Origin of the sequence: Streptococcus downei MFe28, assembly GCF_900459175.1 — a bacterium.
In the GTDB taxonomy this organism is placed as follows: Bacteria; Bacillota; Bacilli; order Lactobacillales; family Streptococcaceae; genus Streptococcus; species Streptococcus downei.
The window spans coordinates 228,574-242,990 of record NZ_UHFA01000002.1; the positions used below are offsets into that span (position 1 = coordinate 228,574).

The 14,417-nt window shown below is 46.4% G+C and carries 11 protein-coding genes; 6 read left to right on the forward strand and 5 right to left on the reverse strand.

Annotation, left to right across the window (positions count from 1 at the left end):
• Nucleotides 1-33: 33 nt before the first annotated feature.
• Complete coding sequence (treC, locus tag DYE66_RS01095) at nucleotides 34-1,659, reverse strand: alpha,alpha-phosphotrehalase (protein WP_002996095.1); 1,626 nt, start codon at nucleotides 1,657-1,659, stop codon at nucleotides 34-36.
• Between the two features lie 143 nt (nucleotides 1,660-1,802).
• Entirely contained in the window at nucleotides 1,803-3,770 is a 1,968-nt protein-coding gene (gene treP, locus DYE66_RS01100) for a PTS system trehalose-specific EIIBC component (RefSeq protein WP_002996277.1), read from the reverse strand.
• Between the two features lie 698 nt (nucleotides 3,771-4,468).
• Between treP and treR the strand changes: the two genes are divergently transcribed.
• From treR to DYE66_RS01125, 5 genes are all read left to right on the forward strand, one after another.
• Complete coding sequence (gene treR, locus DYE66_RS01105) at nucleotides 4,469-5,182, forward strand: trehalose operon repressor (RefSeq protein WP_002996193.1); 714 nt, start codon at nucleotides 4,469-4,471, stop codon at nucleotides 5,180-5,182.
• Nucleotides 5,183-5,378: 196 nt separating this feature from the next.
• Nucleotides 5,379-5,585, forward strand: coding sequence for a hypothetical protein (locus DYE66_RS01110; RefSeq protein ID WP_002996183.1), 207 nt, complete (start codon nucleotides 5,379-5,381; stop codon nucleotides 5,583-5,585).
• On the forward strand, nucleotides 5,578-6,147 hold the full coding sequence (locus DYE66_RS01115) for a hypothetical protein (RefSeq protein WP_002996212.1): 570 nt from the start codon (nucleotides 5,578-5,580) through the stop codon (nucleotides 6,145-6,147). The genes DYE66_RS01110 and DYE66_RS01115 overlap by 8 nt, the downstream gene beginning before the upstream one ends.
• The gene (locus tag DYE66_RS01120) at nucleotides 6,144-6,377 is read left to right on the forward strand and encodes a helix-turn-helix transcriptional regulator (protein ID WP_019783176.1); all 234 of its coding nucleotides are present in this window, start codon (nucleotides 6,144-6,146) and stop codon (nucleotides 6,375-6,377) included. The genes DYE66_RS01115 and DYE66_RS01120 overlap by 4 nt, the downstream gene beginning before the upstream one ends.
• Complete coding sequence (locus DYE66_RS01125; RefSeq protein WP_002996050.1) at nucleotides 6,374-6,562, forward strand: hypothetical protein; 189 nt, start codon at nucleotides 6,374-6,376, stop codon at nucleotides 6,560-6,562. Before DYE66_RS01120 ends, DYE66_RS01125 begins: the two co-directional genes overlap by 4 nt.
• 94 nt (nucleotides 6,563-6,656) lie before the next feature.
• Here DYE66_RS01125 and DYE66_RS01130 read toward each other — a convergent pair whose 3' ends face one another.
• Both DYE66_RS01130 and DYE66_RS01135 read right to left on the reverse strand, forming a co-directional pair.
• Nucleotides 6,657-9,293: an FtsX-like permease family protein gene (locus DYE66_RS01130; RefSeq protein ID WP_002996061.1), complete on the reverse strand. Its 2,637-nt coding sequence runs from the start codon at nucleotides 9,291-9,293 to the stop codon at nucleotides 6,657-6,659.
• Between the two features lie 9 nt (nucleotides 9,294-9,302).
• On the reverse strand, nucleotides 9,303-10,004 hold the full coding sequence (locus DYE66_RS01135; protein ID WP_002996363.1) for an ABC transporter ATP-binding protein: 702 nt from the start codon (nucleotides 10,002-10,004) through the stop codon (nucleotides 9,303-9,305).
• A 199-nt stretch (nucleotides 10,005-10,203) separates the two neighbouring features.
• On the opposite strand from DYE66_RS01135, the gene DYE66_RS01140 reads away from it, so the two are divergent.
• Complete coding sequence (locus DYE66_RS01140; RefSeq protein ID WP_002996164.1) at nucleotides 10,204-10,788, forward strand: TetR/AcrR family transcriptional regulator; 585 nt, start codon at nucleotides 10,204-10,206, stop codon at nucleotides 10,786-10,788.
• 331 nt (nucleotides 10,789-11,119) lie between these two features.
• Here the strand turns inward: DYE66_RS01140 and DYE66_RS01145 are convergent, their stop codons facing one another.
• Nucleotides 11,120-14,374, reverse strand: coding sequence for a right-handed parallel beta-helix repeat-containing protein (locus DYE66_RS01145; protein WP_115324798.1), 3,255 nt, complete (start codon nucleotides 14,372-14,374; stop codon nucleotides 11,120-11,122).
• Nucleotides 14,375-14,417 lie beyond the last annotated feature (43 nt).

Sequence of the window (14,417 nt, forward strand, 5' to 3'; positions counted from 1 at the left end):
TTTCCAGCATTAGGAATTTTATCTAATCTAATTCTAATCCACCAAAATAGCCAAGGTTTGATAGGGTTCTAGGGTCAGAGTCTTGGTCAGTTTGACTTCTGGATAGTTGCTGATGAGGATGCGACCCTGGAGATAATCGTCTGGCAGGTCCAGGCTAGTAGGCTGGGCAAAGAAATTATTGAGGACCAGAAGCTTCTGTTGGCCTAGCTGGCGTTCAAAGGCATAGACTTGGGTATGGTCCTGATAGGCTGACTTGTAGTCCCCTTCTGAAATAAGGGCTAGTTCCTTACGCAGGGCGATTAATTTTTGATAGAAGGGGAAAATTTTCCCTATCTTTTCCTTTTGAACATTGATAGACTGGTAGGTTTTGCCGACCTTGAGCCAGGGTTGGGCTGAGGAAAAGCCAGCATTAGGACTGGCATCCCACTGCATAGGCGTGCGAGCATTGTCACGCGATTTGGCCTTGATAATAGCAAAGGCCTCTTGGTCAGTTTTGCCCTGGCTTAGGATTTCCTGGTAGGCATTGAGACTTTCAACATCGACGTAGTCAGACATGGACTGGTAGTCGGGATCCAGCATGCCGATTTCCTCTCCCATATAGATATAGGGGGTGCCCCGTGAGAGATGGATAGAGGCTGCCAGCATAGTGGCCCCTTCATTGCGGAAGTTCTTGACATCAACAAAGCGATTGAGAGCCCGCGGTTGATCATGGTTGTTCCAGAAAAGGGCATTCCAACCGCCCCCTTGGCTCATCTTCTCTCCCCAGGTGTGGAAAAGCTTTTTGAGCTGGTCAAAGTCAAAGTCGGCTAGGGTCCATTTTTGCCCATCCTCATAGTCCACCTTGAGGTGATGGAAATTGAAGGTCATGGACAATTCATGGCGATCTTGGCCCGAGTAGAGCAGGCAATTTTCAATAGTGGTGGAGCTCATTTCTCCAACTGTCATGGCATCTGGGTCCTGACCGAAACTAGCCTGATTGAGCATTTGCAGGTAGTCATGGACGATGGGCTTGTCGGTATAGGCTGGCTTGCCATCATTGACAGGGCAATCTTCTAGGACTTGGTCCTTGCCAATCAGGTTGATGACATCAAAGCGAAAGCCCTTGACCCCTTTGTCACGCCAGAAATTGACCACCTGAAAGAGTTCCTCCCGAACATGGGGGTTGCGCCAGTCGAGGTCGGCCTGGGTCTTATCAAAGAGGTGGAGGTAGTATTTTCCAGTAGTACCAAAAGGAGCCCAAGCGGAGCCACCAAACTTAGAAATCCAGTCGGTCGGCTGCTCCCTCAGAATAAAGAAGTCTTGGTAGTATGAGTCTCCAGCTAGGGCCTTTTGAAACCAAGGATGCTCGGTCGAGCAGTGGTTGAGCACCATGTCCAACATGAGGCCGATGCCATAGGACTTAGCCTTTTCCACTAATTCCTCAAAATCAGCCATGCTTCCAAAGAGAGGATTGACCGCCTTGTAGTCGGAAATATCATAGCCATTATCGCGCTGGGGGCTGGGATAGAAGGGATTGAGCCAAATCATGTCAATTCCCAATTCTGCTAGATAGGGAAGCTTTTCAATAATTCCCCTCAAATCGCCGATACCATTTCCCGTGGTGTCCTTGTAGGACTTGGGGTAAATCTGATAGACGACAGCTTTTTTATCAAAGGTCATGTCTTCATCTCCTATAAATTTGTTAATTGGCTTTCTGGGTTTATGCTTGGGCCCTAGGGGCGAGCAGGTAAGCTTGAGCCCTTACCTGCCATTAAAATGAGGTTGAGGCAACAGGGCTCCCAACCTCGTATTTTTCTCTTTTATTAGAGCTTACTAGCGACCAGAATTTCATCACCTAGCTTGACCTCACGGGGCAGATTGCCCTTGATATCCGTTTGGAAATCATTCTGATTGGTGACGATGACTGGCGTCGTGACAGAGTAGCCAGCCTTCTTGATGGCATCCATATCAAAGCTAATTAGCTTTTGACCCTGCTTGACATGGTCACCTTGTTGGACGTGGGCCGTGAAGCCTTGACCTTCCAGATTAACCGTGTCCATCCCAATATGAATCAACATTTCTAGCCCCTGTTCGGTTACTAGGCCGATGGCATGCTTGGTCGGGAAGAGTACGGAAACGGTTCCCTCAACTGGGGCAAAGAGTTCACCTTGACTAGGCTCGATGACAAGGCCTTGTCCCATGACCCCTTGAGCAAAGACGGGGTCTGGTGATTGGGACAGGTCCTGAACTTGACCAGCTAGGGGACTCTTGATAGAAATCAGGGTACCAGCTGGTGCACTTGTAGCTTCCTTGACTTGGGCAAGAGCCTCTACTTGAGGAGCCTTAACAGTTGCATCTTCGGTCTTGGTAAAGAGATCCATGCGACGAAAGACTACTGTAAGGGCAAAAGGTAGCACAATGGCTACTACCATCAAGAGGGCAAAGATAATCATGTACTTAGCCTGGATAGAGAGGATACCTGGTAGACCCCCGATACCAATGGCATTGGCTGTCACATTGAAGCTGGTACAAAGCAGGCCTGCGATAGAAGAACCAATCATTCCTGCGATAAATGGGTAGATGTATTTGAGGTTGACCCCGAAGAGGGCTGGCTCAGTAACTCCGAGATAGGCCGAAATGGCTGCAGGCAAGGCAATTTGCGCTTCTTTTTCATCGTGGCGGTTCATCCAGTAGTAGGCCAAAACGCCCGAACCTTGGGCAATATTAGAGAGGGCAATCATAGGCCAAAGACCAGTCCCACCAGCATCGGCTACCAGCTGGGTATCAATGGCATTGGTCATATGATGGAGACCTGTAATTACCAAAGGTGCATAGAGTGCACCAAAGATGGCACCGAAGAGCCATTTGACTGGGCCTGTCAATCCAGCCAGAACGACATAGGAAATGCCCCTACCAATGGTCCAACCAACTGGTCCTAAGACTGTGTGGGCCAAAATCAAGGCCGGAATCAGAGACAAGAAGGGAACGAAAATCATGGAAACGACTTCCGGAATATGTTTTCGCCAGAAGCGCTCCAGATAAGACAGGGAGAGACCAGCTAGGAGGGCTGGCAAGACTTGAGCTTGATAGCCGACCTTTTCAACCGTGAAGAAGCCAAAGTTCCAGGTCCACTTAGCTGCAATTTCAGCCGCTGACGTGGAGGCAAAGTTATAGGCATTGAGCAATTGATTGGGGGAAATCAAACAGATTCCCAAGACAATTCCCAAAATCTGGCTGGTCCCCATCTTGCGGCTGACTGACCAGGTAATACCAACGGGTAGGTATTGGAAGATAGCTTCACCTGGCAACCAGAGGAAGTCATCAACCCCATGCCAAAAGACCGACACATCAACAATGGTCTTACCATTGAGGGCTGACCATTGGACCCCTTCCAAGATATTGCGGAAGCCTAAAATCAGGCCACCGACGATGATGGCTGGTAGAATGGGTGTAAAGATTTCCGCCAGCATGGATAGGGAGCGTTGCAACCAGTTCTGGTTCTTTTGGGCTGCAGATTTGGCAGCCTCTTTTGAAACGCCTTCAATTCCCGAAACGGCGGTGAAATCATTGTAGAAGACCGGGACATCATTACCGATGATGGCTTGGAATTGTCCAGCATTGGTAAAGGTTCCCTTAACGGCTGGAATAGCCTCCAGACGCTCGACATCGGCCTTGCTGTCATCGTTTAAGACGAAACGCATCCGAGTGGCACAGTGGGTGACCGCAGCGATATTTTCTTTACCACCAACGGCCTCCAGCATTTCTTGGGCATCTTTTTCAAATTTTCCCATAGTTAGAAAGTTCCTTTCTTCTTAAAGTTGGCAAGCTCCTTGTGGGGCTAATGGCCTTGAGGGACTGCCATCTTGTACTTAATTGTGGAAGGCTTTCCTTGCAGAAAGAGGAAAGGTTAGGAATTTAGAAAACTGTCTGGAAAAATCAGGATTTTTCACGAACTCCTAAAACCATAACCTTTTCGTCCTCTGGTATCTGAGCCTTTTGTGTACGCTTTCATTTTAAGGCAACTGTCCTCCAAAGGCAACTTGTCTGGAAAAATTCTTTGATTTTTAAGGGATTTTTCTCAACTTGTATGCTAAACTAAAAACAAGTTATCTCAATGAAAATCGAAATTAGCCAAGGCAAGGAGCAAAGCTATCAGCCACTTTAGTGGCTTGATAGCTAACCTCACAAAGTTGGTGAAATCGACCAACTTTGCTCCGCATCGCACGAGCTGCAGGTAGCTCAAAAGGTCTGGGAGACCTTTTGAGGTTGGAAATGCAGAAAGCTTTGCTTTCCTCGGTAAGTACAGCAAAGTGAGTTAACGACGCGACATGGAGTAAAAACTGTCAATATTACAGTTTTTATGAAATTAGCCAGGGATATAGAAAACTACAATCGTAGTTTTCGTAGTCACTCTAATGAGAAATAATAGAGTGACTTTATCCGTGGGAAAATTTTGATTTTCGAAGAGTATTAGAAAAGAGAGGACACCATGAAGAAGTACCAAGCCATCTATAAAGACTTAGAGAATAAGATTAATCAGGGGGACTATCCTGCTGAGAGTCCCCTGCCCAGTGAACAGGAACTCACCAAGCAGTACGGGGTTAGTCGCGATACCATCCGCAGGGCTCTTGGCCTCCTGGAAAAGGCCAAGCTTATTCATAAAAGCCAGGGGAGGGTTAGCCTAGTTCGCAGGCAAGAGCACTTCAACTTCCCCGTATCCAACCTAACCAGCTACCAGGAATTGGTGAGTCAACTGGGAATGAATTCTAAGACTAGGGTCCTCTCCCTCCACCGCCTGCTAGTGGATGCCCCCCTAGCCCAGCTGACTGGATTCCAGAAGGGCCAACAAGTCTGGCGAATCCAACGTCAACGCATTGTTGATGGGAGCGCTTGTGTCCTAGATACTGACTATCTCCTGTGCGACTTTGTTAGGACCATCAGTCGAGACATTGCCCAGCAGTCCATTTACGACTACCTGGAAGGCGAGTTAGGATTGGCTATTGCCTACGCGCAAAAGGAAATTACCATTGAAGCTATCAGGGAGACTGATAAGGTTTGGCTGGATATTGGCAATGAGCGCCACGTCGTCTCGGTCAAGTCGAAGGTCTACCTGGCCAACCGGGCCCAGTTCCAATTTACCGAAAGTCGCCATGTACTGGAGAGGTTCCACTTTGTGGATTATGCTAGACGAAAGAAGGGCTAGACCGCTTTCCAGTTGCTTAGTATTCAAGCCATGGCCAGGCTGTTGGGCTGGTTTTAGTTTAACTAAAAAAGTTAGAAATAAATCACATTTTTTCTTGTCTTCTGCTTGGGGATGTGATATATTTATAACGAAAAGGTGAGGTATTTCTAACAAGCCTCCAGCAAATTCAACTCATTTTTAGAAAGTAGGTGGCAAGATGCGTAAAACTAGTAATTATAAATGGGCCGTTATTCTCCCTGGGCTCATGACAGCTATCGGTATCATCGTTTGGGTCTTTTCTAGCTATGGTTTTGACCGCCCACTCCCTTATTTTACCAGCCTTGCTGTTGTCATCGGAGTTTCATTAGGATTCTGGGGGCTGAGCTATCAGTTGAGAAAGGATAAAAAGACTAACCGTGTTTAAAAATTATAAATGGACTCTCTGGATTTGGGGTCCCACCCTATTTCTGCTCTGGCTTTTGACACCAGTCAGTCATCCAGCTTGGATTAAGAATCTTGTCTTTCTGCTTATTGCTCTCTTTGAGGCACTAGTCTTTGGATTACTGTCTAAGATTAAGATTGTCAGCAAGAAAGAGCGGAACTTCGGACTAACAGAAAAAATTTATCTGACCACCCTCTTTTTCGCCATGGCTATCTATTGTCTGGGAATTGAGATTTTAACGCCAGATAGTCAGCCAGCTTGGATTAAGCCACTCTTTCTAGGTAGCGCCTTTATCCTGCTCTTAGCACTAGGAATCTATTTCTGCTTCAAGAAAACTACAGAGGAAGCCGATGAACGTTTCTATCAGGACCTAGCCAAGGCCTCTGGCCTGTGCTTATCCTTGGTACTAGGCTCTCTCTTAGCCTTAGCTATCATCACTAACTGGTTCCCATTTTCTCTGACACCAGGGGCCCTGTTCATCTACATTGGAGCGGTATTGACTCTCTTTGCAGTCTGCTTTTTGATTTTTGAAAAGGGTGGGTGAGTGTGGCTAAAAGTAAGATCAAAGTTATTACTAACTTAAAAGAAATTCGTGAAAAAGGGGGACTAACCCAGCAGGAACTAGCAGAGGCCGTTGGCGTTCGTCGAGAAACCATTCTCCACCTGGAAAATAATCGCTATAATCCATCGCTAGAGTTGGCTCTCAAGATTGCCCAGGTCTTTGACAAGTCCGTTGAAGAAATTTTCCGTCTTAATGAGGGGGAATCGTCATGAAAAATCAAGTGTGTGCTTACTGTGGAGGCGACCAATTTGTCGTCAAACAACAAGTGAAAGGTTACGCTGGTTTAGTAAATGAAGACGCTAAGTTCTTTACTGGAGGCTTGGCTCTCTACCACGAAATCTGCAAAAATTGTGGCACGGTTGGCAGAAGTTTTGTCAAAGATGTTGAAAAATTGTAAAAGGACTTGACCATGCTGGTCAAGTCCTTTTGTGCTTTTGTTTGGCTTACTTTCTGACTAAACAGAGTTTGATAGGGGGTAAACTTTTCTTTGCCTAATCCACCGACTTGAGGGCTTCTAGCATATCAACGGTTTTTAGGCGACGATAGACGACCCAGCCTAGGGCCAGAAGGATTCCTGTCACCACAAAGATAGGAACTAGGTAGACATGGAAATCCATTTCCTGCGGGTAAACACGGTCTTGACTCATCATGTTAATGATGAAGGCGTGAAGATAATAGCCACCAAACAGCCCCAAAGCCATGCCGACCAGAGATAGGAGAATCGTTTCTCGGTAGATATAGAGCATGACCTCCCAGCTATGGAAGCCCAAGACCTTGATAGTTGAGAGTTCACGTATCCGCTCGGCTACATTGATATTGGTTAGGTTATAGAGGATAACAATTCCTAGCGCAATAGAAACCACAACGAGGACGCTCATGGAGGCATTAAGGCCACCGATTGCTGTATTGACCATGTTAATCATAGAGGAGTTTTGCGTCAACCCTGCCACACCCGTCATCTTCAACAAATGAGCAGACTGCTTGGAAATATTAGACTGACTAGCATTTTTCAGCCGAACCAAGTCACTATTGTGATCTGGCTTATGACCGAAGACCTGCTCGTAATAGCTATCTTTCATAAAGATATAGTGACCAGCATTCATCTGGACGATAGCCACGACCTTGATGGTTCGCTTTTTGCCATCCTGGTCCTTAATCTTAATAGTGTCTCCTGGCTTAACCTTATAAAATTCGGCTAATTTTTGGGTGATGATGGCTCCCTTTTTAGCTAGCTTCAAGGATTGGTTCGTTTTCACATCTAAGAGGTGGATGAACTTGCCAAAATCACTTGACTGACTGGTCATTAAAGTGATGGTCTTCTTTTCATCCTGGCCCTTAATTTTTTCATCAATGGATTCGCTGTGGATGCTCTGATAACTAGCGACTTGGTTGGATTTCATGTAGCTGTCGACCTTGGCTCCTTGGTCCTTATCCGCTTGGGAGTTACGGATAAGCAACATATGGTAAGGAGTCAATTGACCAAACTGATGATCCACCAGCTTTCCTAGGGAGGATTGAAGCCCCAGACCAGCAAAGAGCAGGGCAAGAGAGCCCGCAACACCAAAGACAGTCATGGCCATTCTTTGCTTATAGCGAAAGATATTTCGCATCGTCACCTTCTGGGTGAAACTGAGATGCCGCCAGATAAAGCCTAGTCTTTCCAGCAAAATTTTAGAACCTGTAACTGGGGGCTTGGGAAGAAGGAGCTGAGCCGGTTTCTCACTCAGTTCTCGTCTAGCAACTAAAAAGGCTGGTAGAACGGCACTGATAAAGGTCAGACCAAAGGCTAAGAGCGTATAGGACCAGTAGAAATAAAAGTGAATCTTCTTGATAACCGTCAACTTAAGGGCATTCTTCACAATGATTGCAGGCAGATAGTAATGGCCACCTAAGATACCCAAGACGGTCCCTAGCAGGCTTGCTACTAAACCATAGATGACGAATTTTTTTATGACATCATGGTTGGAATAGCCCAAGGCCTTGAGGAGACCTGAGTTGGTTCGCTCCTCGTTGACAAAGCGGGTCATGGTTGTAAAGGTCACCAGGGCCGCTACTAAGTAGAGCACAACAGGGAAAATATTGCCAATTTGATTGACATTACGACTGATATCTCGATAGGTCTGATAACCTTCCCCACCAGGTAGGGTCGTCCGACTGTAAGTTTGATAGGTCGGCCTTTCTAGCTTATCTAATTTGGTCTGAGCATCCTTGATACTAGCCTGGTTCTGGGCTAACTTAACCTTGCCTTGGGCTAGGCTTGCTTGAGCTGCTACCAATTGTGGACCGCTCAGATAGGGGAGGAGCTTTTCTTCTTGATTGAGTGCTGCCTGGGCTTGATTGAGCTTGGCTTGCGCCTGGTTGATGCTGGCCTGCTTATCTTTCTTAATCTCTTCCAGACGCTTGGTACCATTATCAGTCAGGACCTGATCCAAGTCCTCCTGCTTCTTTTCCAATCCTCTGGTATAGGTAGTGGAGAAGGGATTGAGATTTTTCAAGTCATCGTAGCGCAGGCGGGCTATGCTATATACAGGACTAGAAAAGCTATCAGGAAGCGTCACAGCGTAACCAGTCAGATTACCATCACCTGCCGTAGAGGAACCTAGGTTTTTAAAGGACCAAATTTCAGAAGATTTGACGAAACCAACAATCTTATAAGTGGTTACCCGCAAAATACCATTTGACTTTTGCTTAAAGTTGATGGTATCGCCAAGCTTATAGTCCTTTTTCAAGGTTTCAGATAGAGCGATTTGATGACTTTTCCTTGGTAAATGGCCAGACACCAGTTGGTATTGAGACAAGGTTTTTGTTTTAGAGAAAATGCGAACGGCGTCATCTTTGTCCTTGGTGGTGACATCTGTCATATAGGCGAATTCTACAGTAGCCCCTTTGGTTTGTTTTAATTCGTCTTGGTCTGCCTTACTTAAACCGCTGCTGGCAATAACCGATAGGTCCATGGTTTTATGGCTACTCAAGTAGTCAATGGCCGTTTTTTGCATATCTGGACTAACCACCTTGAGCCCCAAGAGGGCGAAGGCTCCCAAAAACATAAGCACAGTGATGGACAAAAAACGCCCCAAAGAGCCAGTGAAGGATTTGAAAATATCTTTCCAATAGATTTTCTTCTTCATGACATCCTCCTAGTATTCCAGACTGGCAATATCTTGAGGCTGGTCGTTGAGGTCAATAGACTTAACCTTGGCATCATGCATCTGAATGACTCGATCAGCAATGGGGGCTAAAGCAGCATTATGGGTGACAATAATCACTGTTGCTCCCTGTTCACGCGACATGTCCTGCAAAATCTGTAAGACCTGTTTCCCTGTATGATAGTCCAGAGCTCCAGTTGGTTCATCACAAAGAAGAATTTTGGGAGTTTTAGCAACAGCACGCGCAATGGCTACCCGCTGCTGTTCACCGCCTGATAGTTGGGCCGGAAAGTTGTCAAGCCGTTCCCCCAGTCCAACATCTTCCAGAGTCTGTTGAGCATCGCGGGCATCTTTGACAATTTCAGAAGCCAACTCAACATTTTCCTTGGCCGTCAGATTAGGGACCAAATTATAGAATTGGAAAACAAAGCCAACATCATTGCGACGATAATTGGTCAACTGTTTAGAAGAAAAATTCGAGATATCTTGTCCGTCGATAATCACTTGTCCATCATCATTAGTATCCATACCTCCGAGAATATTAAGGACCGTTGATTTCCCAGCCCCCGAGGCTCCAAGAATAATAACCAGTTCACCTTTTTCAATAGCAAAACTAACATCATTATTAGCAATAATCTCCGTATCACCCATCTGATATCGTTTAAAGGAATGTTTCATTTCAATATAGGACATTATTTTTCTCCTTACCTCTAATTTCACACCCCTTATTATAGGGGATTTGGCTCAGTGAAAAAAGCCCAAAATGTTTACAGATTGTCAAGTAATTGTAGGCTGAGATTCCCCCATAAAACTGGGTTGCCAAAGCTGAAAATTGACATTCATTTGACAGCCCGTCAATTTTTTTATAAGCTGGTGCTAAAAGGAGGTTACAATGGTTCAAGGAAGCCGTGAAGCTATTGTCAATGCTGTCTTTCGGATTGCCAGAAAAAATCCTAATCAGAGGGAGATTACTATGGCTGAAATCGCTAAGGAAGCTGGCATTTCTCGGCAAGCCATCTATCAGAAGCATTTTTCTAATGTTGAGGAAATTTTTGACTATATCCATAGAAGTATGACTGACGAGGTTTTTGAGGTTTTTAAAACTAGCATTACCAATCCCAAAAACCACTCTATCTATGAAGCTGTGGCTAAGGATATTATCCCCTTGGTTTATCAGAAACGCGATCACGCTTACGTTTTTTACCACACTTCGCTGGATACTGGTATTTTTACCTTTTTGGAGGAGCACTACATCGATTTGTTGGAATATGCGACTATTGACATCACTAATCGAGGCCCTTTTTCAAATAAAAGTATGATGAGGATTGTCATCAACTATATTTTTTCCATCGTCGGCGAATGGATTGCCGAGGACTTTCCCGATCCACCAGAGGTTTTCGCCAAGAAATTTTTAGACTTGATGGAAAGCTCCCCAAAGGATTTAATTGATGCTAGGCCAGCCCCTGACAAAAAATAAAAAGTAAGAAATATAGGCACCTAGTTCTGACTCCCCTTCAAACTAGCTCAATGGGGTTATCTTCGACTTTCTTGAGATCTAACTCGTTTCATTAAGAGATTTAGGGAACCTAGTTTTCACTTGGCCGTTCTGGCTTATTTCTTTAAGAGCTATAGAAAATACCTACCAGCTATAGAACTGGCAGGTATTTTTTTCTGTCTGGGTATATCTGACTAAAGGAATGTTCCCTTTAAAAATCGAAAGGTTCGTTTGTGAAAGCTAGGTGTTGGCCTCTCTCGAGGCTGAAGGTCTGGCTTGCTTGAACTTCAATATTTTTAGCGTATCAATCCGATTAGTCAATTTGGTGTTTATGCAAGCTTGTCGCAACTAGAATAAGACCAAATCCGAGAAGCATCAACAGGGCACTCGTCAGGTGATCCCCCGTTTCAGGCAAGGTTTGGGATTTTTTCTCTGTCTTAGTGGCAGAGGGATTTCCTGTTGGGGCCTGGTTTGAAGCCGGACGACTTCCCTTACCTGGGACACTTGGACTATTTGGTAAGTCATCTGAGCCCGAAGGTGCATTGCTAGCATTGCCCATTTGGGCAGAATCCCTTGGAGCTGGGAGATTATCTGGTGACTTTTGGCTTTGATCGGTCTGATTATCAGCGCTAGGATCCTTGCTGGCATCTGTGGACGAATCAGGAAGAATCGGATTTTCCGAAGACGGACTTGGAGTCTGGTCGCTTACCGCCTGCTCTTGAGCAGAAGGTGTAGCCTGATTTGCAGGGTCAGCTGAATCCTTGCTAGCCTGGTCTTGATTCGATAAATCTGGTTGACTAGTCGCTTGACCGGCAACTGGCTGATCCAAATTCGGTTGAGCCTGGGCTGGAGTTCTGGGCTGGTTAGCTGATGGTTCTGGGCTAGCTTGTGGCTGACTCCCTTGGGGAACAGCTGGATTCGTTGGATGAGCAGGAAGGTTGCCTGCTTGTTCATCAAGAGCTGATGGAGTTGCCTGAGAATCCGCATTCGCTAGTGGATCAGACTGGGCATCATTACTATTTTCGAGTTCTGACTGAGCCTGACCATTGTCATTCGTGGCTGAGCCTTGGTCTGCAGGGCTTTCTGATTGGGTAGGAGCCTGTTCAGATGCTTGGTTCTCTGAACCTGCTTGAGCCTGGTCTGAATCCTTGTCTTGGTCAGCTACAGGGTCGGCTGGCTGTTCAGTAGTAGGAGCCGAATCTTGACCTTGTGCAGAATCAACTTGGTCTTGCCCCTGAGCTGGCGCTTGGTTGTCAGCACCTGGTTGCGTTTGGGAATCCGCCTGGGCAGATTCTCCATTATTTTGAGCCTGTTCCTCATTACTAGGTTGAGCTTGTGGAGTCTGATTAGCTGGCTGGTTCTCTGAACCTGCTTGAGCTTGGTCAGCCGATTGATTTGACTCTCCAGCTGGTGCTTGGGAAGGCTCCTGTGATGGGACTTTCTCGGCTGGTGCTGAATCTTGCGCTTGAGCTTCACTACTTGGCTCAGACTCACTATCGTTTGTTGCTGAATTTTGGTCAGAAGGTTCTTCTTGACCTGGCTGAGTTTCAGCCTGTGGAGCTGGTTGATTTGACTCTCCAGCTGGAGCTTGAGAAGGCTCCTGTGATGGGGCTTCCTGAGCTTGGGTCGACTCCTGCCCTTGAGCTTGGTCGGCTGGTGCCGAATCTTGCACTTGAGGGCTTGTAGCCTGATTGGCTAGTTGAGCCGTCGTGTCAATGGTGTTGCCGTCAAGGTGGATGTCGCCATTCCCCTGAGCTGGCAGGTCAAAGTTGGCATTGATGGCATTGACATTCTTGCCGAAGGAGTTCAACAACTTGTTATCCTTGATGGTGACGTTCTTGATGTCACCATTGGCAGTTTGGAAGTCAATAGCTCCGCGTTCTTGGTTGTAGAGGTCGCTACTTGTCCCTGTTCTATAAAGAAGATTGTCATGGACAGAGATACCTGTATCATTATTATCAAAATTGTAACCTGGGAAGACCGTACTAATACGGACTCCGGCACCGGCAAAGTTATCCTTGATGAGGTTGTTAGCCACTTCGTGACCCTTACCACCAAAAATACCCACACCTCCGGCCCGCCATCCCAGTTCGATGGTGTTGTTGAGGTATTTGTTGTTTTCATCCATGCTGGCGTTGGAAGCACCATCACGGCTGGACCAGCTGGCCAAGCCATCGTCACCATTCCCACGGATGTTTGAATTTTGGACGGTTGAATTTTTGGTTCCTTGGGCAAAGTTAATGCCGTCGGCCAAATTGTTACGGATACGAGAATCCTTAACCGTCAGACCATCAGTATAGTGCATATTTGAGGCATCATAGTCCCCAATCCACATACCGGTTTCAAAGTGTTGTTCCCAGAAATCGTGGATAGAGGAATCCTTACCTAGAGTACCGGCAATGGCCTTGTAGTTGGCAGCCTCACTATAACGGGAGGTCAGGTTTGAATCGGTGAAGAAATCGCTGATTTCCAGACCATTATCATTGTGGTCAAATTCAAATCCACCACCACCAACCTGGTCGCTGGTAAAATGCAGGTTGGTATGCCAGATACCAGCACCTGAAATCTTCATATTCGAAGCATTGACATGAATCTTTTGGGCTAGATCAAATTGACCAGCTGGAATGTAGACATTTTTGCCGGTCGATTGAGCATCCGCAATGGCAGCCAAGAGGGCCTGGCTGTCATCTTGGCCGTCATTGGCAACGGCACCCTTATCCGTAATACTGATAGAATTTTCAGGTTGGGCTTTGGGGCCTTGGTCTTCTTCCAATTCGATAAAGTCAATACCGTAGGCAACATTATCCCCCTTCTTTTTGACCAGGGTAATCTTATCGCCTGCCTGCAGTTGAACATTGTTCAAGAGGGTATGGGCTTCATCAAAACGAAAACGAGCACGGGCACCTTCGCTAGCCGAATCCTGCTCCTTATCTCCGACAAGGTATTGCCAGGAGGAGGCAGAATTCAAATCCAGCGTTGCCACACTATTTCCATTGACTTGGACATCCAATTGACCTGTTGTCCCGTCAGGAATGGTGTAGCGTACATTGAGGGCATTAGCTGGCTTTTGAACTTGGAAGGTTACTGATGAACCTTCATGGGGCAACTCAACATACTTCTGATTAGAAGCTTCAACGGCTGTTGAATCAACATCATCGGAGGCCTGTTGGTTGGCACCATTAGCTAATTGGGCATCCTCAGCCTCGTAGGTTGTGTAGGGAAGCTGGGCACCGTAATTAGAACTATCATAGCTATTGACAGCAGCGCTTGCTGGCGCTGGTCCTGTCTGAGCCACTTCCTGAGTGTTCTCAGTCTCTACTTGAGAAGGGGCCGTCTGGTCCTGCTCAGTTGCCGTTTGACTACTAGTTTGACCACTTGTCACGCCGTCATCCTTTACAGGGCTGGTTGCTTGACTAGGCGTCGCCTCATTAGTCGCAGCCACTGATACTGATGGATTGGCTGAATCCTCAGCAATCTCATCAGCCTTTGCCGTCGTGGCAGCTTGCCAAGACATCCCAATAGCTAGCAGACCAACAAGGACCGCTGCTTTTTTCTTACTTAATGGCAAGGGAACTCCTTTCTAGAGGGTGGGAGCAAAATTCAGGTGACTA

Excerpts from the sequence above, each read along its gene's own strand:
- DYE66_RS01110 (WP_002996183.1), top strand. The coding sequence starts at position 5,379 with ATGCGTAAAACTAGTAATTATAAATGGGCCGTTATTCTCCCTGGGCTC.
- DYE66_RS01125 (WP_002996050.1), top strand. The coding sequence starts at position 6,374 with ATGAAAAATCAAGTGTGTGCTTACTGTGGAGGCGACCAATTTGTCGTC.
- treC (WP_002996095.1), bottom strand. The coding sequence starts at position 1,659 with ATGACCTTTGATAAAAAAGCTGTCGTCTATCAGATTTACCCCAAGTCC.
- DYE66_RS01135 (WP_002996363.1), bottom strand. The coding sequence starts at position 10,004 with ATGTCCTATATTGAAATGAAACATTCCTTTAAACGATATCAGATGGGT.
- DYE66_RS01130 (WP_002996061.1), bottom strand. The coding sequence starts at position 9,293 with ATGAAGAAGAAAATCTATTGGAAAGATATTTTCAAATCCTTCACTGGC.
- DYE66_RS01140 (WP_002996164.1), top strand. The coding sequence starts at position 10,204 with ATGGTTCAAGGAAGCCGTGAAGCTATTGTCAATGCTGTCTTTCGGATT.
- treP (WP_002996277.1), bottom strand. The coding sequence starts at position 3,770 with ATGGGAAAATTTGAAAAAGATGCCCAAGAAATGCTGGAGGCCGTTGGT.
- treR (WP_002996193.1), top strand. The coding sequence starts at position 4,469 with ATGAAGAAGTACCAAGCCATCTATAAAGACTTAGAGAATAAGATTAAT.